Origin of the sequence: Stenotrophomonas sp. ZAC14A_NAIMI4_1 (assembly GCF_003086915.1) — a bacterium.
Taxonomy (GTDB): Bacteria; Pseudomonadota; Gammaproteobacteria; order Xanthomonadales; family Xanthomonadaceae; genus Stenotrophomonas.
This window is the reverse complement of record NZ_CP026002.1, coordinates 3,567,498-3,587,082: the sequence shown is the minus strand read 5'-3', so window position 1 is coordinate 3,587,082 and position 19,585 is coordinate 3,567,498. Positions and strand designations below refer to the sequence as shown.

Below are 19,585 nucleotides of genomic sequence, written 5' to 3'. Positions count from 1 at the left end.
GGTTTGCCGGCCAGCGGCCGGCACTACCGAGCATCGGCCGGAAAGAATGCCGACGCAGATCCGGCAGCGGGGCTTCACTTCACAAGCAGCTGCTCGGCCAGGCCGCGATAGATCGGCACCGGGCAGACCAGCCCGGACACCGCGCGGGCGATCAACACCGTAGCCAGGATGGGCAACAGCAGGTCGCCGCTGTCGGTCAGCTCAAGCGAGATCACCGCCGATGTCAGCGGCGCCTGGGTCACCCCGGTGAGGTAGGCGCACATGCCCAGCAGCACGAAGGCGCGCGGGTCGACGGCGGGCATCAATGCGGCAAGGTTGTGGCCGATGCCAGCGCCCACGGCCAGTGCCGGCGAGAACAGGCCGCCGGGAATGCCCGCAATGTACGAGGCCAGGTTGGCGAGCAGTTTCATTAAGCCGAACTCGTGCCCCACCTCGGCGTGGCCCTGCACCAGGCTGCGTGCCTGCTCATAACCGGTGCCGTACGCCCCATCCCCGAATGCGGCGGCCAGGCCGACCACCACCAGGCCGCACCCTGCGGCGAGCAGCACAGGGTGCCGTTGCCGCAGCGTGCCCAACCAGCGCGGCCGGCCGGCAACACTGGCCAGCACCATGCGTGCGAATACCCCGCCCAGCAGGCCGGCGACCACCCCGCACATCAGGATGGCCAACCAGGCCTGGCCGAGCGGCATGCGCGCGGTCACGTGGCCGAAGTAGGTGTAGTTGCCGAGCAGCCCCAGCGAGACTACGCCGCCCACGATGACCGCGGTCAACAGCGTGCCCGAGAACCGATGCTCGAAGCGCCCGCTCAACTCCTCAATGGCGAACACGATGCCGGCCAGGGGCGTGTTGAACGCCGCCGCGATACCGGCGGCACCGCCTGCCAGCAGGAAGTGCGACAGCTCTTTGGGATCCTTGAAGCCGAACCAGCGCCCGAACAGATACATCAGGCTGGCGCCGACGTGGACGGTGGGGCCCTCGCGGCCGACTGATGCGCCCCCGAGCAGCGAGAGCGAAGTCAACAGGAGTTTGCCGGCGGAAACCCCGGGCGAGAGATTGACCTGCCGGAAGGTTTCATCGGGCTTTTCCAGCGCGGCGATGACCTGGGGAATGCCGCTGCCCCGGGTCGGGCGCAGGGCCCCGCTGGTCAGCCAGGCGAGCAAGGCGAAGATACCCGGCGTGAGCAGCAGCGCCCACCACGGCGAGTGGTTGATGGCGCGCTGGAACAGGCCGAACGCTGCGTCGCTGGCCTTGGCGAACAGGATGGCGACCAGCGCGACGGCCACGGCGCCGATCCACAGCGCGGCGCGGCGACGCCAGGCCTCGCTGCGCAGGTGGCCGGCCAGAGAGGCCTGGATGCGGCGGAACGGTTTCATGGGCACCAGTATGGTCAGTCTGGCGGGCCTGCGAAAGCAGCCACCGTGGCGGCCCACCTTGCGGCATGCGGCGGCTGGGCCGGGAAAAGCGGGTGCCGAAGTCGTCCAGCGCCCAGGTGTAGCGCCGAGCCAACGCTCGGCTGCTCTCCGCCAAATGCAGCCGAGCACGGGCTCGGCTCTACCAGCTGATCAGTCGAGCAAACTCGACGCTACCCGCGCGTCGAGCCACTGCTCCAATGCGTCCTTCGGCATCGGCGGGGCGAACAGATAGCCCTGGAAGTGGTCGCAGCCCAGGCCCACCAGCAGCTCCCACTGCGCCGTTGTTTCCACGCCCTCGGCCAGGGCGCTCATGCCCATCACCTGCGAAATTTCCAGGATCTTGCCGAGCAGGCGCTGCGCGTTCTCCTGGCTCACGGCTTCGACGACAAACTGCCGGTCGATCTTCAGCTTGCGCACCGGCAGCGTGCGCAGGGTTGCCAGCGAAGAGTAGCCGGTGCCGAAATCATCCAGCGCCCAGGTCAGCCCCAGGGACTCGAGCGCCTTCATCTTCTCGATCACCATGCCAGCATCGTGCGACAGCGCGGATTCGGTCAGTTCCAGTTCGATCAGCGCGGGATCGATCTCGGCCTGGGCGATGACTGCAGCCACCGAGGGCACGAACGCATCGTCGAGCACCTGCACCGGGCTGATGTTGACCGCCACGCGCAGGTGGCGTGCATGCGCTTTGCTGGACCATTGCTCGAGTGTTTGGCAGGCCTGCCGCAGTACTTCCAGGCCGATGTCCCGGATGGCGCCGCTCTCCTCCGCCTGCGCGATGAACGCACCGGGCGGCAGCAGATCGCCGGAGGGTCGCCGCCAGCGCGCCAGGGCTTCCACCCCGGTGACCACGCCGTTGCCGTGTACCTGCGGCTGGTAGTGCACTTCGATCTCACCATTGCGCACCGCACGGCCGAGCTCGCGCTCCAGCCGCAGCCGGTTGCCTATGTCCTTGCGGTAGATCGCAAAGATCGCGGCCAGCAGGATCATCGAGATGACCGTATTGGAACGGGCGCCCCACACGCGCACTTCGATGGGTGGCGACGTGCCGGGCGCGAGGAAGTCCAGCGCGCCGATGGCAAACGCGGCGAACGTGGCCAGGCAGGCCAGCGGGAAGACCAGTGATCCGTAGCGCTCGCGCGCATCGAAGGTAAAGGCGGCACCGGCGGCCAGCGGCAGCAGGAACAGGTGCCCCGAACGCGGTACCCAGGCGATGGGAGCGTCGATGATGGCCACGCCCACTACCGACAGGAAAACGCCATGGGCAACGATCAGCAGGGACGTGCCATCGGCGCGGCGGCTGCGGACAACGGCCAGCACGCCCACCGCCATCACCCCGAGGAAAGGCGCGGCCAGCTCGGCACGGTCGACGTACAGGTAGCACGCCGTCCAGCCCAGGCCCAGCAGGATCGAGGAAATGCCTGCCAGTGACAGGATGGTGCCGATCTTCCTGCGGCGCGGTGCCTCCTGGAATTTCGGCAGACCCTGCCATTTCCGTGCTGCTCTGTTGGGCATCGGCCGAAGCGTCCTCTTGGCGTCCGGGACGCGCGTGGCCGCGCCCCGGACGAAGGGTAGCAAAGCCCGCGCGCGGGCCAAATAGCGTCGTTTTTCTGGCGCGTGCCGGGTCTACGGCGCCTGCCCTTCGTCACGCCTCGTCAACGTCGTTGAACCATTCAAAAGACGGTTGCAATCCGCCGCATCCAACTGCCCTGCATGGCACGTAGAGATAGGCACAACGCGCTGGCAAGGCTCCCATGGGCGCGTTATCCGCAGGCATTCCTGCATTCATGAAGAGGCCGAAGGGCCTCGTCCAGCGAGGACACGAACATGCGTAGCCAGATCCAGCGTCTTGCCATTGCCGCGGGCATCGCGGTTGCTTGTGCCGCACCCGCAGCGTTTGCCGCCGACAACCCCATGGTGGGCGGCGTGCCGATGTATGCCAACAAGACCATCGTGGAAAATGCCTCGACGGCCAAGGACCTCAGCACCCTGGTGGCCGCGGTAAAGGCGGCCGGCCTGGTGGACACGTTGAGCGGCAAGGGCCCGTTCACGGTATTCGCGCCCACCAACCAGGCCTTCCAGAAGCTGCCCGCCGGTACGGTGGACACCCTGCTGAAGCCTGAAAACAAGGCCAAGCTGAGCAAGCTGCTGACCTACCACGTGGTGTCAGGCACCTACACCTCCACCCAGCTGACGGCGGCCGCCCGCAGCCATGGTGGCACCAGTACCTTGAAGACCGTGCAGGGTGAGCCGCTGACGGTGAAGCTGCAGGACGGCAAAGTCTGGGTGATCGATGCCAAGGGCGGCAAGGCGTCGGTGACGACTGCCGATGTGATGCAGTCCAACGGCGTGGTGCATGTGGTGGACAGTGTGCTGATGCCGAAGTAGAAATTCCCGGCGGGGCTCCTGCTCACGCACGGGCCCCGCCGCTGCTATATGCCAGCGCCCGGCCACTGCTAGACTCGCGTCCTGAACAGGGATGGAGTCTCCATGGATCGTTGGTATCAGGCAACGCTGCTGTCGTTGATCGTGCACCAGATTGATGCTGCTTTCTGGCACGAATGGACCATGTTCCATGTTCCTGGTGGGATCCAGGGTTTCCTGGTCTTCAATCTCCTCGCCGTTGGCGTGCTGCTTCACGGCTATCAGCATGTGGTCCTGCGCACCTCGTCTGCACGAACCTATGCGGGTGTGTGTGGAATGACCGGGGTGGCGACGGCCATTATCCACGTGCTGTTTGCTGTGGCTGGACGGGATGAGTTCCATCTGCCGCTGTCCATCGCAACGCTCTTCGCATGCCTGGTTGCTGGCGTCGGGCTGCTTGCCAGCGCTTTCGGCCGCAGGTAGCCCGACAAGGGTTCAGTGCACCTGCGGCTGGCGGCGCGCATCCAGCGCTTCCTTGATGCGTGCAATATCGCGGCCGCCCGCGTCGGCCAGGCGACGCACCTGCTGTCGTTCGATGGGTGGCAGCGGCGGCGGTGGTGGCGCTACCTGGGGAGGCGGTGTTGCATTGACCAGCCGTGCCACGGCATCGCGCAGCCGCAGTTCCGGGTAGAGACGTGCTGCGCACCAGCGCTCGGCAAAGCGTCTGCCCTGGCGGATGCTGGCAGCACGCACATCCTTGGTCTGCCACATCTTCTGCCCCTTCATCCAGAGACGAACGCCCGGCCGCCCGTCCGGGGCGACCGCAGCGATTTCGCGTGCGTTCCACCACAGCGCCCAGCGCTCACCGGTCTGCACCCAGCCGGAGACGATGCGTGCGCGATTGACGTCTTGATGTGCGGAGGGCGTAAGCATGGCCCAGAGGATACGGAGGGCGGTCTCATGGCCTGCGACGTCGGGGCTATGGCTGGGTTTTCCGCTGCAGTGCCTGTCGGACCCGCTGCGCCGGAACGGCATCCACGCAGGTCTCCAGGGTATCCGCCAGCTCGGCCAGCGCGTCCTTCCCTACGCCGATGTTCATGCTCATCCCGATGTGGGCGATTACCTGTGCATCCGCCCCCTCGATCATGGACAACATGCTGAGCGTGGCCAGTTCACGGCTCTGCCAATCCAGGTTGTCGCGCTCGAAGATGTCGCCGAAAAGATGGGTGCGCAGGTACGTGTTGGCCACGGGTGCGAAATCAAACAGTGGACCCGCCACCGGAGCGCCAGCGAGCACCGTCTGGTTGTCCGTACCGATTTTCAACAAGGCCTCGCCCTGCGGAGCAGGTGTGCTGGGTTGGCGCCCGGGGTCGTCATGCAGGCCCCGGGCCGCGCGCGTTTGCACGACCTCCATCAACTGGCCCAGCGCGTTGAGGCTGCGCGGAAAGCCGGCATAGGCGTAGAGCTGCAGCAGGACCTCGCGTACGTCGCTGATGCTGAGGCCCGCATCCAGTCCTGCTTCCAGCGCTGGCTTCAGGCGCTCGAGGTTGCCTGAGGCCGCGAACGCCGCAATCGGAACCAGCGCCTGCTGCCGTTGGCTCAGCGACGCGAGCGGCGGCATTTCGTTACGGGGTGAAGTGCTCATGGGCAAGGTTTCCCGTGCGTTCGTGGCGGGCAGTCCCGCCAGGATGAGTGTGGCCAGCAGCAGCCACGACTTCGTTCTAGCGGGCGTGGTACTGCGCATCGTCCACCTTCTCCATCCACTCCACGTTGCGGCCATCGATCGTCCCGGTCACGGCAAGGTGGGTCATGGCAGTCTCGGGGGCGGCGCCGTGCCAGTGCTTTACGCCTGGTGGGCACCAGACCACGTCGCCCGGGCGGATGACCTGGACTGGCTTGCCCCATTCCTGCACCAGCCCCACCCCACTGGTGACCAGCAGGCGCTGACCGGCCGGATGGGTGTGCCAGGCCGAGCGCGCGCCCGGTTCGAAGGTGACCAGGCCGCCGGAGGCTGGAATGCCGCCCTCGGCCGGCCAGACCGGGTCGATCCGCACGCGGCCGGTGAAGTACGCCTCCGGCCCGGGCTGCGATGCCTGCTCGCCAGCGCGGGCGATGGTCTGCTGGCCTGTGTCGGCTGCGGCAGCAGTCGCGGTAGGCAGCGCAGTGGCGCCAAGGGCGAGCATGAGGAAGGAAGTGTTCATGGTGTTGGCTCCTGCGTGGAGGATTCGGGCTGATGTGTCCAGGTGGGTTCGGATTGGCTGCGGGTTACACGCGGCGCCAGCGGGCGTTGGCCCGCCGCGGTGCGCCAGGCAAGGACGGCGGCCAGGCCAAGGACGGCGGCGCTGGCGATGAAGGTGCTGCCGTGGCCACCTTGGTCGTACAGCGCGCCACCCAGGGTGGAGCCCACGGCGATGGAGCACTGCACGACCGCCACCATCAGGCCGCCGCCGGCCTCGGCGTCGTCCTTGAAGGTGTCCGCCAGCCAGCTCCACCAGCCCACGGGGGCGGCGGTGGCGAGCAGGCCCCACACCGAGAGCAGCGCCGCGACCGGCCAGAGCTGGGTGCCGAACGGCACCAGCAGCAGGGCGATGGCTGCCATCAGCATCGGGATGCCCACCAGCGTGCGGTACAGCCCGTGCGCGAGTGCGCGGCCGACCAGTACGGTGCCGATGAAGCCGGAAAACCCGATAGCCAGCAGCACCATGGAAAGCGCGGTGGCACCCGCGTGTGTCACGCTTTCGAGGAACGGGCGGACATAGGTGAACAGTGCGAACTGGCCCATGAAGAAGGCACCGCAGGCAGCCATGCCCCATCGCACCGGCCGCCGTCGCAGCAGGGCCAGCACCTTGCCTGGCGCGGCGGTGGCGCGCGCAGGCATGCGTGGCAGGCTTGCCCACTGCCAGGCGAACGCCAGCGCCGCGACCGGAAGCAGGCACAGGAACGCACCGCGCCAGCCGATGATCCCACCGAGATAGCTGCCCAGCGGCGCCGCGACCACCGTGGCCAGCGCGTTGCCGCCGTTGAAGATGGCCAGGGCACGCGGGACCTGCGAGGGTGGCACCAGGCGCATGGCGGTCGCCGCCGACAGTGACCAGAAGCCGCCGACGACCACACCGATGAGCGCGCGCCCGGCCATGTACACCGCGTAGCTGTGCGCGGTGGCCACGACCACGCCGGACACCGCCATCAGCGCGGTGAGCAGCAACAGGACCGTTCGCCTGTCCAGCCGCCCTGCCAGGCGCGCAATGGACAGGCTGGTGAGCACGGCAAACGCACCGGAGATGGCGATGCCGTAGCCCGCCAATCCCTCGCTCACCTGCAGGTCGGCAGCGAGCGGGGTAAGCAGGCTGACCGGCATGAACTCCGAGGCGATCAGCGCAAACACGCACAGGGTCATGGCGAAGACGCCGCCCCAATGTGCGCGCGCCGGTGCGTTCTGGTCGTCGGTCATCACGGCGCCGCCAGTCCCTTCTGGAAGAACGCCGCCAGCCGGCTGAAGGGAATCTGCTGGGTGCGATCGTAGAGATCCACATGCCCTGCCCCTTTCACCCAGTACAGTTCCTTCGGCTGGCCGGCGCGGCGATAGGCATCTTCGCTGAACTCGCGCGAATGGGCGTGGTCGCCACTGATGAACAGCATCGGGCGCGGCGCGATGGTCTCGATGTCGTTGAACGGATAGAAGTTGAGGAACTTCACCAGGCTGCTGAACAGCGGCATGGTGGTCTGGTCCGCCTGCTGCCCGGATGGGGTGTAGGCGCCGCGCGGGGTACGGTAGAAATCGAAGAACTCGCGCTGTACTTCGGGCGTGTCCGCGCTGAGTTCGGTGACCGTGCCCGGCACATAGCGTGGTGCGGCACCATTGAATTCCGCCTGGCGCTGCTCGATGGCGGACTGGATCATCGCCTGGCGTTGGGCAAGGCTCTGCGAGGCATTGAGGCCGTTGCGCATGGCTGCCCCCATGTCGTACATGCTGACGGTGGCGAGAGCCTTGATGCGCGGATCAATCTTCGCCGCGCTGATCACGAAGCTGCCGCTGCCGCAGATGCCGAGCGCGCCGATGCGGCTACCATCGACGATCGACTGGGTCGCCAGGAAATCCACGGCGGCACTGATGTCATCGGCGTAGATCTCCGGTGCGACCATGTGGCCAGGCGTTCCTTCACTCTCGCCCCAGAAGGAAAGGTCGATGGCCAGGGTGACGAAACCCTGCTCGGCCAGTTTCTGCGCATAGAGATTGGAACTCTGCTCCTTCACCGCCCCCATCGGGTGGCCGACCACGATGGCCGGGTACTTCGTGCCGGGTGTGCGGTCCTTGGGCAGGAACAGGTTGCCGGCTACCTTCATCTGGTACTGGTTGTGGAACGTCACCTTTTGCGAGGTGACGCGCTCGCTGCGGTAGAAATTGTCGGCTCCGCGGGAGAGATCCTGCGCGGACGCCGTCATCGAACCGGCCAGCAGGCCGGCAAGGAGGAGGAAGTGCTTCATGGTCGGGGGTCTCTTCAGGCCGAAAGCGTGGCGGTGTCCATCACGAAGCGGTACTTCACGTCGCCCTTGAGCATGCGTTCGTAGGCGTCGTTGATCTCATCGGCGCGGATCAGCTCGATGTCGGCCACCACGCTGTGCGCGGCGCAGAAGTCGAGCATTTCCTGTGTTTCGGCGATGCCGCCGATCATCGACCCGGCCAGCGTGCGGCGCTTCATGATGAGGTTGAATACCGCCGGCGACGGATGCGGCGTTGCCGGTGCACCGACCAGCACCATGCCGCCATCGCGCTTGAGCAGGACCAGGTAGGCGTCGAGATCGTGCGGGGCCGCCACGGTGTTGATGATCAGATCGAACGATTTCGCATGCGCGGCCATTTCGTCCGCCGAACGGGACACGACCACTTCATTGGCACCCAGCGCCAGAGCCGCTTTGCGCTTGCTTTCCGAGGTGGTGAATGCCACCACGTGTGCGCCCAGCGCATGGGCCAGCTTCACGCCCATGTGGCCCAGGCCGCCGATGCCGACGATGCCGACCTTGCTGCCCGGGCCGGCGTTCCAGTGCTTCAGCGGCGACCAGGTGGTGATGCCGGCGCACAGCAGGGGCGCGACGGCGGCCAGCTGGTCTTCCGGGTGGCGGACGTGCAGCACGTAGCGCTGGTGCACGACGATCTGCTCGGAGTAGCCGCCGAGGGTATGGCCCGGCGCATCGCTGGTGGGGCCGTTGTAGGTACCCACCATGCCGTCGCAGTAGTTTTCCAGGCCATCGCCGCAGTCCTGGCAATGACGGCAGCTGTCGACGATGCAGCCGACACCCACCAGGTCGCCGGCGTTGAAGCCCTGCACCTGGGCGCCCACGGCGACTACGCGGCCGACGATCTCGTGCCCGGGCACGCAGGGAAACAGGGTGCCGGCCCATTCCGCGCGGGCCTGGTGCAGGTCTGAATGGCAGATGCCGCAGTAGGCAATGGCGATCTGCACGTCGTCCGCGCCGGGCGCGCGGCGGGTGATGTCGATGGCTTCAAGGGGGCGGTCGCCGGCATGGGCGCCGTAGGCTTTGACGGTCAGGGACATGGCCGATGCATCCTGGGGTGGGAGGTTGCGGCCATTGTGCCGAGCCCCTATTGGCTTGATTAGCCAATTGAACCTTTTAGGGTCTATTAGCTCTGCTAATCAATCCGCCGTGCCACACTTCGCCCCATGGCCAGACGCAACCTCAACGATCTCCTTGCCTTCGTCACGGTCGCCCGGGAAGGTAGTTTCACCCGCGCGGGCGCCGTGCTGGGTGTCTCCCAGTCGGCGCTGAGCCAGGCCATCAAGGCGCTGGAGGAGCGGCTGCAGATCCGGCTGCTGACCCGCACCACGCGCAGCGTCTCGGCCACGCCCGCTGGCGAGCGCCTGCTGGAAGCGATCGGAAATCGCTTTGATGAAATCGAGGCCGAGCTTGATGCATTGACCGAACTGCGCGAGAAGCCTGCGGGTACGGTGCGCCTGACCTGCGGCGATCACGTACTGCGAACCGTGCTGCTGCCGCGGTTGTTGCCTGTGATGCAGCACTACCCCGACGTGAACATCGAGTTTGACGTGAACTATGGCCTGCGCGACATCGTCGCCGACCGCTTCGATGCCGGGGTTCGCCTGGGCGAAAGCATCGACCGCGACATGGTCGCGCTGCCGATCGGCCCCCGGCTGCGGATGGCCGCCGTGGCAACACCGGACTACTTCAGCCGGCACCCGGCACCGAAGGTGCCGGCCGATCTGACCGCGCACAACTGCATCAACATGCGCTTTCCCACCACTGGCGGCCTGTACGTCTGGGAATTCGAGCGACGCGGCCGGCAGGTGAATGTGCGGGTGGATGGACAGGCGACCTTCAACAGTTCGCCGCACATCGTGCTGGCAGCACTGCAAGGCCTCGGCATCGCCTTCCTGCCCGAAGAGGAGTTCGCGCCGCATCTGCAGGAAGGGCGGCTGGTCCGCACGCTGCAGGACTGGTGCCCGCCCTTCTCCGGCTACCACCTGTACTACCCGAGCAGGAAACAGCACTCCCCTGCCTTCGCGCTGGTCATCGAGGCGCTGCGCACCCAGGCCGGATGACATCCGGAACAGGGCCCCGGCACACGCCGGGGCCCCGTCACTCACTTTTCCTGCAGGAAGGTCAGCAGGTCCTGGTTGACCTTGTCCTTGTGGGTGTCGGTCAGGCCGTGCGGTGCACCTGCGTACACGATCAGCTTTGCGCCCTTGATGAGCTTGGCCGACTGGCGGCCGGAGATGTCGATCGGCACGATCTGGTCGTCATCACCGTGGATGACCAGGGTCGGCACGTCGAACTTCTTCAGGTCGGCGCGGAAGTCAGTGGCCGAGAACGCGGCAATGGAGTCGTAGGTGTTCTTGTGGCCACCCTGCATGCCCTGCGCCCACCAGGCGTCGATCAGGCCCTGCGAGACTTTCGCGCCCGGGCGGTTGAAGCCGTAGAACGGGCCGGACGGAATGTCCTTGTACAGCTGCGCGCGGTTGTCCATCTGCGCCTTGCGGATGCCATCGAACACTTCGATCGGCAGGCCGTTGGGGTTGTCGGCGGTCTTCAGCATGAAGGGCGGCACCGAGCTGATCAGCACGGCCTTCTTGACCCGGCTGGTGCCATGGCGGCCGATGTAGCGCGCCACTTCGCCGCCACCGGTGGAGAAGCCGACCAGTGTCACGTCGTGCAGGTCCAGGGTGTTGATGACTGTGGCCAGGTCATCGGCGTAGTGGTCCATGTCGTTGCCATCCCAGGGCTGGCTGGAACGGCCGTGGCCACGACGGTCATGCGCGATCACCCGGTAACCGTGGTTGGCCAGGAAGATCATCTGCGATTCCCAGCTGTCCGAGTTCAGCGGCCAGCCGTGGCTGAAGGTGACGACCGGGCCGTCCTTCGGGCCCCAATCCTTGTAGTACAGCTGCACGCCATCGGCGGTGGTGATGTAGCTGGCGGTGCGCGCGATGCTGGTGATGGCAGCCGGCTTGGCCGGTTCGGCGGCCTGTGCAGACAGGCCAGCCTGGACAGAGAGGGCCAGCGCGGCGGCGGCGAGGGTACGGGTGAAGGTGTTCATGGATGAACTCGCTTGGGTGGGTGGTGTGGGACGTACTGTGCGCCCGATTTCAGGCGCATCGGTGATGTATGGTCCGGAATACTTGATGGATCGTCTTGCACCGTTGTGCGGATCACGGCCGCACGCAGGCGATGGCGTCGCAGCCGCCGGCAGCGATGCGGCCCTTCTCCAGCACCAGGATCCGGTTGGCGGCCCACAGCGCGCAGGACATGGCGATGCAGTCACAGCGCGCAGGTTGCTTCTGCTTTTCCCAGAGCAACTCGAAGTAGCCCTCGCCGACGCGGCCGCGGATCGTGCCCGCCGCCTCGTGGTGCACCGATCCACTGCAGGTCAGCCCCCGGTGCAGGCCCCAGCGATGCAGCTCGGGCAGTGACTTCGAGCGCAGCGCCTCGTCGACCAGGCCCATGAGGCCTGCGGATGTCTGTGGTGCCAGGTACTGCATCGGGGGTTTCCGGAAAGGCCTGATATGCGCAGGGCGCCTTGTAGGGCGCCCTGCGGTGTAGCATCGAGCGACAGACAACGGCGTTGTCAGATGTCCTGGTGGTGGTGTGCAGGCGGAGCCACCGTCGTATCGCCGCCGCCCACGAAGTGGCGGACAACCGGGGCGCGCTCACCCCTGTGCAGCGCCCGCAGCGCTTCCTGGATCTGCTTGTCGTCGGTGGTGATGCGTTCGTGCTGGCGCAGGTGTTCCAGCCAGGACGCGGCGACGAAGTACTCCAGGTGGATGCCTGGGCTGGCCACGTCCTCGACAACACCCCAGACCACGGCACCGTCGCGGCGGCGGATGATGCCCAGCTGATGCATGTGTGCGTGGAAGGCCGCGCGGTCTGCGTCGTCGATGCGGTATTCGAGCGTGACCAGCACCGGGCCGCGATCATGCGAGACGGCCACTGACAGCTCCGGTGCGGGCCAGTGCCCGGCCGGACGCAGGTTCAGTTCTTCGGTACCGGCAATACGCACGCGCCAGACCAGCAGGCCACCGACCGCCGCACCGATGGCGGCCACCATCAGGGCCAGCTCCGGCGAGGTCTGCTGCGCCAGCGCGCCCCAGCTCAGGCCACCGGCGGCCATGCCGGCCGAGAAGATCATGATGTACAGCGCCAGGGCACGCGCACGCACCCACGCCGGCACCGCGGTCTGCGCTGCGATCTGCAGTGAGGACAGCACGGTGATCCAGGCAAAGCCATTGATCATCATCACCGGCGGCAGCAGGTACCAGCTGCGCAGCAGTGCCAGGCCCATCAGGCTGGCGGCCAAGGAGAGCGTGGCCAGCAGCACCAGGAGGTCGCGGTCGAGCTTCGCACGCAGCTTGGGCAGCAGCAGTGCGCCACCGACGGCACCGATGCCGATGCAGCCCAGCAACATGCCGTACTGCCCTGCCCCGCCGTGCATCTGGCCGCGGACGACGACCGGCAGCAGCGCGTTGGCGGCGGCAGCAAAGAAGAAGAAGCCGACCGACTTGATCAGCACCGCCTGCAGCTTGCCCGCCTTCGTGGCGTAGCGGATACCGGCCTTGAGGCCGGCGCCGAAGCCTTCCGGCGGCAGGCTGGATGCGGTTGCGTCGCGCTTCCAGGCCAACACCACCACCAGCATGGCGGCAAAGGTGATGGCGTTGAAGGCAAACGCGTACATTGCGCCGAGCTGGGACACGATGACGCCACCGATGGCTGGACCAATCGAACGCGCGATGTTGATGCCGATCGAGTTGAGTGCAACCGCCGAAGCCAGCATCGGCTGCGGCACCAGTTCGGACACGATTGCGGCCTGTGCCGGCATCGCCATGGCCGCGCCACAGCCCATGCAGAACGTCAGCAGCACCAGCAGTTCCGGGGTGAGCATCTGCAGATGTGTCAGCACGGCCATCACCAGCGCCACCAGCAGCATCCAGCCCTGGGTGAACACCAGGTACCTGCGGCGGTCGACGATGTCGGCCAGCGTGCCGGCGGCCAGTGCCAGCAGCACGATCGGCACCGTGGTGGCCGACTGCACCAGGGCCACCATCAGCGGCGAGCCGGTGCGCTCGGCCATGACCCAGGCCGCGGCCACGTCATTGACCCAGGTGCCGATGTTGCTGGCCAGGATGGCCAGCCACAGCGATCGGAACATGCCGATCTTCAACGGGGACCAGGCACCGGCCCGGGAAGAGTTCTGTGATGCGGCTGCATTCACCATTGCCATGCTCCAACGATCGAGGCGAACAGCGTGTCCTGGCCGCCGGCCTGCCTCAGTGCAGGACCCGCATCCATCCAGGCCAGCTGCAGCTGCCATTGCCAGTGTTCGCTGGCCTGCCAGCGTGTTTCGGATTTGTATTGATTGCCGATGCGGCGGGGGCCGCCTGCCGTACCTGGCAGGGCCACCAGCGGCGCCGGCGTGGTGTAGACCGCATCGGCGCGGCGGTGCTTCCAGGCCAGCTGCACGCCCAGTTCGGTGGTCACCTTTTCATGCAGGCGCAGGGCCAGCGTGGGCTGGATGTCCATCAGGTTGGCCGGCGCCAGCAGGCTGGCTTCACTGAAGTAGGCCGACTTCGGGTACAACGCATTGAACGTGCCGAGGCGACCATCGTGCAGGTTGCCATCGCCACTGGCGATGTCTGCCTTGACGCCCAGCCGCGGCTGCAGCGGCACGTTCTGCCATTGCCAGCCGGTGTCCGTGGCCACCGTCCAGGCGCGGATGTCCAGGTCGGCCGCTGCGGTGCGCAGTTCGCCTCCCTGGGCGACCAGCTCGGTGTTCCAGTCCAAGCCGCCCGCGCGGCCGAACCAGCGCGCACCGAGGGTCTGGCGGCGCTCGATGCCGCTGCCGGCGGCAAAGCGACCCGCCTCCCTGCGGTAGTCGAGCAGGTACAGGTCCCACTGGCCGGGCCCGTGGCCACGGGCGGTGGTGGCATAGGCACCCCACAGGTGCGCGCCCCGTTCGCCACGGTCATCAAACGCGCCCGGGCGGTTCTCGACCGCGCGCAGTGCCATCAGGTCCAGCGTGCCGAGGCGACCGTTCCAGCCGACGCGTGCACCGTCGAACGCCAGGCGGATGTTCGGTCCGTCTCGCACGGACAGCAGCCGCGAGCTGCCGTAGCCGGCTTCCTGCCGCCCCAGCTGCACGTGCATGCCGTTGTTTTCCCAGCGCCAGTACGCCTGCTGGATGTCGAGCGCGCCACGATCGGTCTTGCCCGGGCCGCCGGCCTTGCCTTCCTCGGCATGGGCGCCCAGCTGCAGCATGGCCTGCCAGTTGTCCTGGCGGTACCGCGCCGATGCAAGGGCGCGCAGCAGCCCGTAGCCGTCCTCGCTTTCGCCGATGCCGAACCGGGTCGGGTCGTAGTACATGCCGCGCAGGCGCAGCGAGGCATCCAGCTGCAGCTGGCCATCGCCTACGTCGGTGCAGGCGCCACCGCCGCAGGCCACGGCCAGCGACGGCGTGGCCAGCAGGGCCAGGGTCAGAATGCGAAGCATGAGCATCCCATTGCACCCCAGAACGAGGTCAGTTCATTGGTCGGCGCGGCGTGCAGCGCCGCATGGCCGTGCGCACCGTGGGTACCGCAGGGCGCGCCGTGGTGGTGGTGATGGGCCATGGCCAGGCCGGTGGCGGTGCCGCCGACGTGGTAGCCACCGAACTTGTTCACCGGCGACCAGTCCGGCATCGCTGGCGGCAGCGGTGCAGCGAGGCCTTCGAAATCGCCATCGGAGTGCACGATCCTGCCGCCGACCACGGTGAGCAGGCTGGTGATATCGGCAATCTGGCTGTCGTCGACGCGGAAGAAATCCGAGGACAGGATGCTGAAGTCCGCCAGCTGGCCGACCTTCAGGGTGCCCTTGGTGTTCTCGTCACCCGAGAACCACGCGCTGCCCTGCGTCCACAGGCGCAGCGCCTGTTCGCGCTCCAGCAGGTTCTCTTCGCCATACAGCGCCAACCCACCCACGGTGCGTCCGGTCACCAGCCACGACAGCGCCACCCACGGGTTGTAGCTGGCCACGCGGGTCGCATCGGTACCGGCACCCACCGGCACGCCTTCGGCCAGCATGCGCTTGACCGGCGGTGTGTGCCGCGCGGCCTGCACGCCGTAGCGCTCGACGAACGCCTCGCCCTGGTAGGCCATGCGGTGCTGCACGGCGATGCCGCCGCCCAGCGCACGGATGCGCTCGATGTTGCGCGGGGTGATGGTTTCGGCGTGGTCGATGAACCAGCGCAGGCCGTCGAACGGGATTTCGCGGTTCACCTGCTCGTAGACGTCGAGGATGCGGGTGATGCTCTCGTCATACGTGGCGTGGATGCGGAATGGCCAGCGTTTCTGCACCAGCAGCTTGACCACGTCGTGCAGTTCGGGCTCCAGCTCCGGCGGCAGTTCCGGGCGCGGTTCGTTGAACAGCTCGAAATCGGCTGCCGAGAACACCAGCATTTCGCCGGCCCCGTTGTGGCGCAGCAGGTCATCGCCCTGGCGCGGCGTGAGCATGTCCGTCCAGCGCTCGAAGTCGGCCATCTCCTGGCCCTGCTTCTGGGTGAACAGGTTGTAGGCAATGCGGACGGTCAGCTGGTCATCGCGGTGCAGCTGCTCGATGACCTGGTAGTCCTCGGGGTAATTCTGGAAGCCACCGCCGGCGTCGATCACCGAGGTGATGCCCAGCCGGTTCAACTCGCGCATGAAGTGGCGGGTGGAATTGGCCTGGTACTCGATCGGCAGGCGCGGGCCCTTGGCCAGGGTTGCATACAGGATGAGCGCGTTGGGCTTGGCCAGCAGCAGGCCGGTCGGGTTGCCCAGCGAGTCGCGCACGATCTGGCCACCCGGGGGATCTTTCGTATCCTTGGTGTAGCCCGCCGCGCGCAGCGCCGCGCGATTGAGCAGTGCGCGGTCGTACAGGTGCAGCAGGAACACCGGCGTATCCGGTGCGATGTCGTTGAGTTCCTGCAGCGTCGGCAGGCGCTTCTCCTGGAACTGGGTGGCGGTGAAGCCGCCGACCACGCGAACCCATTGCGGTGCGGGGGTGCGGTCGACCTGGGCCTTCAGCATGGCCATGGCATCGGCCAGCGAGCGCAGGCCGTCCCAGCGCAGTTCCAGGTTGTAGTTCAGGCCACCGCGGATCAGGTGGGTGTGGCTGTCGTTGAGCCCGGGGATGAGCCGGCGCCCCTGCCCGTCGAGGATGGTCGCCTCTGCGGCCCAGCCCCGCATGACGTCTTCGTTGGTGCCCACGGCCACGATCCGGCCATCCTGCACGGCCAGCGCCTCTGCATGCGGCATGGCCGGGTCGAGGGTGGTGATGCGGGCGTTGCGGATGACCAGGGTGCTCATCCGCTTGCTCTGCTCGGGCGAGAACACCTTGGCGAAGCTGCGGCCGACGAAGCCCATGGCCAGGGCGGCGCCTGCACCGACGATGACGTTGCGGCGCGACGGGAGAATCGGTTCGTCACTCATGATCCGGCATCCAGGTTCGCGGCCCGCAGGCCATCAATGGAGAAACGACCGCCGCCGAGCAGCGCGACCGAGAGCAGTGCCGCCAGCCACATCAGCGGGTATTCCACGCCCGTGCCCATCCAGAACCAGCCGTGCGGCAGCGCGATCCACACCGTGGTGGCGATGAAGCCGGCGGCAACGATCGCGGAGATGCGGGTCCAGGCGCCAAGCAGCACGGTCAGGCCGAACAGGCTCTGCACCACGGCCAGCACCAGGGCGACGGCCGGCGTGGCCGGCAGGCCGAACTGGGCCAGCTCCTGCACGAAGCCGCCCAGGCCCGGGCCGCCGAACCAGCCGAACAGCTTGCCCAGGCCGTGCGGCAGCAGGAAGCCGCCCGCACTGAGCCGCAGAAGGAGCACGGCAGCATCACGTTGAAGGTTCACTTCCGCGGCCTTTTCCATCAGTGGCCGCCTTCCTGCGCGCCGAACATGGCCTTGGCGTACTGGATGCCGATGCCGTAGCCGCCGGCGTGGTCGCGGGCGATGCCGGTGGTCAGGCCATAGGTCTCGCCGCGTGCCCAGTCGCGCTGCAGTTCCAGCAGGTACTGCACGCTGGTGATCGGGCGCGCGCCGGCCTGCACCATGCGGGTGATGGCACGCTCGTGCGCTTCGTCGCTGACATCGCCGCAGGCATCGGTGATCACGTAGACCTCGAAACCCTGCTCCAGCGCCGACAGGGTCGGGCCGACGATGCACACGCTGGTCCACAGGCCCGCCAGCACCAGGCGCTGCTTGCCGATGCGGTTGATCTCATCGATCACCGACAGGTCTTCCCAGGTGTTCATCGAGGTACGGTCGAACACGGCCTGGCCGGGGAAGATCTGCGGCAGTTCCGGGAACATCGGGCCGGAGAACGACTGCTCGGCAACCGTGGTCAGCACCACCGGCACGTTGAAGCCCTTGGCGCCCTTGCTGATCAGCGACACGTTGTTGCGCAGCGCGGAGATATCGATGGTGTGGGTGGCGAACGCCATCTGCGACTGGAAGTCGATCAGCACCAGGGCGTGGTCGGTCGGGGAAAGCAGGCCCTTGGCAGGCGTGGCGGTAGCGGTGGCCTTGGCGTACTGGATGCCGATGCCGTAGCCGCCGGCGTGGTCGCGGGCGATGCCGGTGGTCAGGCCATAGGTCTCGCCGCGTGCCCAGTCGCGCTGCAGTTCCAGCAGGTACTGCACGCTGGTGATCGGGCGCGCGCCGGCCTGCACCATGCGGGTGATGGCACGCTCGTGCGCTTCGTCGCTGACATCGCCGCAGGCATCGGTGATCACGTAGACCTCGAAACCCTGCTCCAGCGCCGACAGGGTCGGGCCGACGATGCACACGCTGGTCCACAGGCCCGCCAGCACCAGGCGCTGCTTGCCGATGCGGTTGATCTCATCGATCACCGACAGGTCTTCCCAGGTGTTCATCGAGGTACGGTCGAACACGGCCTGGCCGGGGAAGATCTGCGGCAGTTCCGGGAACATCGGGCCGGAGAACGACTGCTCGGCAACCGTGGTCAGCACCACCGGCACGTTGAAGCCCTTGGCGCCCTTGCTGATCAGCGACACGTTGTTGCGCAGCGCGGAGATATCGATGGTGTGGGTGGCGAACGCCATCTGCGACTGGAAGTCGATCAGCACCAGGGCGTGGTCGGTCGGGGAAAGCAGGCCCTTGGCAGGCGTGGCGGTAGCGGTGGTCATGTGGATGTCCTTTGGGGGTTCAGGTGCTTCGTGCGGAATAGAGCGTGGGGGTGCAGCCCATTTCTTCGCGGAAACACCGCACGAAATGGCTCTGGTCGAAGAAGCCGAACTGGGCTGCGATCTGGGCGATGGGCTGGCGGCGCCGGTGCAGCGCCAGGCTGGCCTGCTGGATGCGCGTGCGGCGGACGTACCGGGATGGCGTGGTTCCCAGCCCGGTGCGGAACAGGCGCGAAAGGTGGAAGCGGCTCACGCAGGCGGCGGCCGCCACGTCCTCGATGCGCAGTGGCGTGTCCAGGTGGCACGCGATGTAGCGCAGGGCGCGATCCAGTGCCGCGCCCTGGCTGTGTGCCTTCGCTGGCCGCGCGGCATCGGAGGGGACGGTGTGGGCCATCGACCGCAGGGATTCGTGGGGGCAGCACAGCTTGCCGGTGCCCTGCCCAACGGCGTAGCCCTGTTGGTTGGCCGCGTTGGTTACTCTTTCGGGTTACGACCCGCGCCTACCAGATCGATCACGCGGCGGCCGAAGGAGCACGCATCCAGCGAATACGCACCTGGCCCGAGCAGCAGCAAGCCCAGTGGAAGCAGCACCAGCGCGGTCAGTGGTCCGGTCCAGAGCATCAGGCCGGTCGCCAGCAGCACCGCGAACAACGTCAGCCATCCGGCCGCGACGAGGGCCGAGACCAGAAGCGATGCCGCGGTGTGCCAGGGGTCATCGCCGATCGACAGGCACAGCGATGCTGCCAGGCACAGGCGCATCCAGAGCAGCCCGATGCCGGGCGCCCTGTCAGGGAACATTACGTAGAGCCGCTGCAAGATCGCTCCCCCTGAGCCATGAAGCGCATTAGTAGCCGATGTAATCGGTTTCCACCTGCCCCGAACGGGGTATGTTGGGCACCTGCGCAGCGCGGGCGACTACTGCCATTTCGTTATGGCTGCGCGGCGTGAACGAGTGCTAAGCTCGGCCCGCTCCCTGCTGGCTGGCCGCTGTCCGCGCCCTCGGGGCCATCCCCTACCCCGCAGTATCCCGCCGTATTTCCCGCATGATTCTCTGCCGCGCCTTTCCCCGCCGCTCGCTCCGCGGGCTCCTGCTGAGCGCGTTGCTGGCGGTGTGTCCGGTTGCCTGG

Annotated in this window: 20 protein-coding genes and 1 pseudogene; 3 read left to right on the top strand and 18 right to left on the bottom strand. The window is 67.1% G+C overall.

Features of this window, described 5'->3' with window-relative positions:
• Positions 1-74: 74 nt before the first annotated feature.
• Both C1926_RS16345 and C1926_RS16340 read right to left on the bottom strand, forming a co-directional pair.
• Complete coding sequence (locus C1926_RS16345; protein WP_108759941.1) at positions 75-1,373, bottom strand: chloride channel protein; 1,299 nt, start codon at positions 1,371-1,373, stop codon at positions 75-77.
• Between the two features lie 189 nt (positions 1,374-1,562).
• Entirely contained in the window at positions 1,563-3,005 is a 1,443-nt protein-coding gene (locus C1926_RS16340) for an EAL domain-containing protein (protein WP_216822018.1), read from the bottom strand.
• A 231-nt stretch (positions 3,006-3,236) separates the two neighbouring features.
• Between C1926_RS16340 and C1926_RS16335 the strand changes: the two genes are divergently transcribed.
• Both C1926_RS16335 and C1926_RS16330 read left to right on the top strand, forming a co-directional pair.
• Positions 3,237-3,797, top strand: a complete 561-nt coding sequence (locus C1926_RS16335) for a fasciclin domain-containing protein (protein ID WP_108759939.1) — start codon at positions 3,237-3,239, stop codon at positions 3,795-3,797.
• A 102-nt stretch (positions 3,798-3,899) separates the two neighbouring features.
• Positions 3,900-4,256 carry a DUF6713 family protein gene (locus C1926_RS16330; RefSeq protein WP_108759938.1) on the top strand — a complete coding sequence of 119 codons (357 nt, stop codon included), beginning with the start codon at positions 3,900-3,902 and terminating at the stop codon, positions 4,254-4,256.
• A 12-nt stretch (positions 4,257-4,268) separates the two neighbouring features.
• Here the strand turns inward: C1926_RS16330 and C1926_RS16325 are convergent, their stop codons facing one another.
• The 6 genes from C1926_RS16325 to C1926_RS16300 are packed head-to-tail and all read right to left on the bottom strand — an operon-like array spanning position 4,269 to position 9,328.
• On the bottom strand, positions 4,269-4,706 hold the full coding sequence (locus tag C1926_RS16325) for a hypothetical protein (RefSeq protein WP_108759937.1): 438 nt from the start codon (positions 4,704-4,706) through the stop codon (positions 4,269-4,271).
• Between the two features lie 46 nt (positions 4,707-4,752).
• Positions 4,753-5,517, bottom strand: coding sequence for a carboxymuconolactone decarboxylase family protein (locus C1926_RS16320; protein WP_108759936.1), 765 nt, complete (start codon positions 5,515-5,517; stop codon positions 4,753-4,755).
• Positions 5,495-5,974 (bottom strand): cupin domain-containing protein, encoded by a 480-nt coding sequence (locus tag C1926_RS16315; protein WP_108759935.1) that lies wholly within the window; start codon positions 5,972-5,974, stop codon positions 5,495-5,497. Before C1926_RS16315 ends, C1926_RS16320 begins: the two co-directional genes overlap by 23 nt.
• Positions 5,971-7,224, bottom strand: a complete 1,254-nt coding sequence (locus C1926_RS16310) for an MFS transporter (protein ID WP_108759934.1) — start codon at positions 7,222-7,224, stop codon at positions 5,971-5,973. The genes C1926_RS16315 and C1926_RS16310 overlap by 4 nt, the downstream gene beginning before the upstream one ends.
• Positions 7,224-8,258, bottom strand: a complete 1,035-nt coding sequence (locus C1926_RS16305; RefSeq protein ID WP_108759933.1) for an alpha/beta hydrolase — start codon at positions 8,256-8,258, stop codon at positions 7,224-7,226. The genes C1926_RS16310 and C1926_RS16305 overlap by 1 nt, the downstream gene beginning before the upstream one ends.
• A 14-nt stretch (positions 8,259-8,272) precedes the next feature.
• On the bottom strand, positions 8,273-9,328 hold the full coding sequence (locus C1926_RS16300; protein ID WP_216822017.1) for an NAD(P)-dependent alcohol dehydrogenase: 1,056 nt from the start codon (positions 9,326-9,328) through the stop codon (positions 8,273-8,275).
• 126 nt (positions 9,329-9,454) lie between these two features.
• Here C1926_RS16300 and C1926_RS16295 point away from each other — a divergent pair, with 126 nt between their 5' ends.
• The gene (locus tag C1926_RS16295; RefSeq protein ID WP_108759932.1) at positions 9,455-10,351 is read left to right on the top strand and encodes a LysR family transcriptional regulator; all 897 of its coding nucleotides are present in this window, start codon (positions 9,455-9,457) and stop codon (positions 10,349-10,351) included.
• Between the two features lie 41 nt (positions 10,352-10,392).
• On the opposite strand, the gene C1926_RS16290 is transcribed toward C1926_RS16295, so the two are convergent.
• The 10 genes and pseudogenes from C1926_RS16290 to C1926_RS16250 all read right to left on the bottom strand — a co-directional run bounded on the left by C1926_RS16290 (position 10,393) and on the right by C1926_RS16250 (position 19,274).
• A complete protein-coding gene (locus C1926_RS16290; protein WP_108759931.1) occupies positions 10,393-11,346 on the bottom strand; it encodes an alpha/beta hydrolase in 954 nt (317 codons plus the stop codon).
• Positions 11,347-11,458: 112 nt separating this feature from the next.
• Entirely contained in the window at positions 11,459-11,788 is a 330-nt protein-coding gene (locus tag C1926_RS16285) for a hypothetical protein (protein ID WP_108759930.1), read from the bottom strand.
• Between the two features lie 86 nt (positions 11,789-11,874).
• Positions 11,875-13,518, bottom strand: coding sequence for an MFS transporter (locus tag C1926_RS16280; RefSeq protein WP_108759929.1), 1,644 nt, complete (start codon positions 13,516-13,518; stop codon positions 11,875-11,877).
• Positions 13,512-14,795, bottom strand: a complete 1,284-nt coding sequence (locus C1926_RS16275) for an alginate export family protein (RefSeq protein ID WP_108759928.1) — start codon at positions 14,793-14,795, stop codon at positions 13,512-13,514. Before C1926_RS16275 ends, C1926_RS16280 begins: the two co-directional genes overlap by 7 nt.
• Positions 14,774-16,621: an amidohydrolase gene (locus C1926_RS16270; protein ID WP_174214132.1), complete on the bottom strand. Its 1,848-nt coding sequence runs from the start codon at positions 16,619-16,621 to the stop codon at positions 14,774-14,776. The genes C1926_RS16275 and C1926_RS16270 overlap by 22 nt, the downstream gene beginning before the upstream one ends.
• A 119-nt stretch (positions 16,622-16,740) precedes the next feature.
• Positions 16,741-17,184 (bottom strand): DoxX family protein, encoded by a 444-nt coding sequence (locus C1926_RS16265; RefSeq protein ID WP_108759926.1) that lies wholly within the window; start codon positions 17,182-17,184, stop codon positions 16,741-16,743.
• The gene (locus C1926_RS21680) at positions 17,184-17,852 is read right to left on the bottom strand and encodes a hydrolase (RefSeq protein WP_174214131.1); all 669 of its coding nucleotides are present in this window, start codon (positions 17,850-17,852) and stop codon (positions 17,184-17,186) included. The genes C1926_RS16265 and C1926_RS21680 overlap by 1 nt, the downstream gene beginning before the upstream one ends.
• Positions 17,835-18,461: pseudogene (locus C1926_RS21725) on the bottom strand (hydrolase); the annotation flags it as partial. The gene C1926_RS21680 and the pseudogene C1926_RS21725, both read right to left, overlap by 18 nt.
• A gap of 19 nt (positions 18,462-18,480) precedes the next feature.
• Positions 18,481-18,852 carry an AraC family transcriptional regulator gene (locus C1926_RS16255; RefSeq protein ID WP_108759923.1) on the bottom strand — a complete coding sequence of 124 codons (372 nt, stop codon included), beginning with the start codon at positions 18,850-18,852 and terminating at the stop codon, positions 18,481-18,483.
• 80 nt (positions 18,853-18,932) lie between these two features.
• Positions 18,933-19,274, bottom strand: a complete 342-nt coding sequence (locus tag C1926_RS16250) for a hypothetical protein (RefSeq protein WP_108759922.1) — start codon at positions 19,272-19,274, stop codon at positions 18,933-18,935.
• Between the last annotated feature and the right edge of the window lie 311 nt (positions 19,275-19,585).

Bases quoted from the DNA above. Each gene is read 5' to 3' on its own strand.
- C1926_RS16345 (WP_108759941.1), bottom strand. From the start codon at position 1,373: ATGAAACCGTTCCGCCGCATCCAGGCCTCTCTGGCCGGCCACCTGCGC.
- C1926_RS16335 (WP_108759939.1), top strand. From the start codon at position 3,237: ATGCGTAGCCAGATCCAGCGTCTTGCCATTGCCGCGGGCATCGCGGTT.
- C1926_RS16330 (WP_108759938.1), top strand. From the start codon at position 3,900: ATGGATCGTTGGTATCAGGCAACGCTGCTGTCGTTGATCGTGCACCAG.
- C1926_RS16325 (WP_108759937.1), bottom strand. From the start codon at position 4,706: ATGCTTACGCCCTCCGCACATCAAGACGTCAATCGCGCACGCATCGTC.
- C1926_RS16320 (WP_108759936.1), bottom strand. From the start codon at position 5,517: ATGCGCAGTACCACGCCCGCTAGAACGAAGTCGTGGCTGCTGCTGGCC.
- C1926_RS16315 (WP_108759935.1), bottom strand. From the start codon at position 5,974: ATGAACACTTCCTTCCTCATGCTCGCCCTTGGCGCCACTGCGCTGCCT.
- C1926_RS16310 (WP_108759934.1), bottom strand. From the start codon at position 7,224: ATGACCGACGACCAGAACGCACCGGCGCGCGCACATTGGGGCGGCGTC.
- C1926_RS16305 (WP_108759933.1), bottom strand. From the start codon at position 8,258: ATGAAGCACTTCCTCCTCCTTGCCGGCCTGCTGGCCGGTTCGATGACG.
- C1926_RS16300 (WP_216822017.1), bottom strand. From the start codon at position 9,328: ATGTCCCTGACCGTCAAAGCCTACGGCGCCCATGCCGGCGACCGCCCC.
- C1926_RS16295 (WP_108759932.1), top strand. From the start codon at position 9,455: ATGGCCAGACGCAACCTCAACGATCTCCTTGCCTTCGTCACGGTCGCC.
- C1926_RS16290 (WP_108759931.1), bottom strand. From the start codon at position 11,346: ATGAACACCTTCACCCGTACCCTCGCCGCCGCCGCGCTGGCCCTCTCT.
- C1926_RS16285 (WP_108759930.1), bottom strand. From the start codon at position 11,788: ATGCAGTACCTGGCACCACAGACATCCGCAGGCCTCATGGGCCTGGTC.
- C1926_RS16280 (WP_108759929.1), bottom strand. From the start codon at position 13,518: ATGGTGAATGCAGCCGCATCACAGAACTCTTCCCGGGCCGGTGCCTGG.
- C1926_RS16275 (WP_108759928.1), bottom strand. From the start codon at position 14,795: ATGCTCATGCTTCGCATTCTGACCCTGGCCCTGCTGGCCACGCCGTCG.
- C1926_RS16270 (WP_174214132.1), bottom strand. From the start codon at position 16,621: ATGAGCACCCTGGTCATCCGCAACGCCCGCATCACCACCCTCGACCCG.
- C1926_RS16265 (WP_108759926.1), bottom strand. From the start codon at position 17,184: ATGGAAAAGGCCGCGGAAGTGAACCTTCAACGTGATGCTGCCGTGCTC.
- C1926_RS16255 (WP_108759923.1), bottom strand. From the start codon at position 18,852: ATGGCCCACACCGTCCCCTCCGATGCCGCGCGGCCAGCGAAGGCACAC.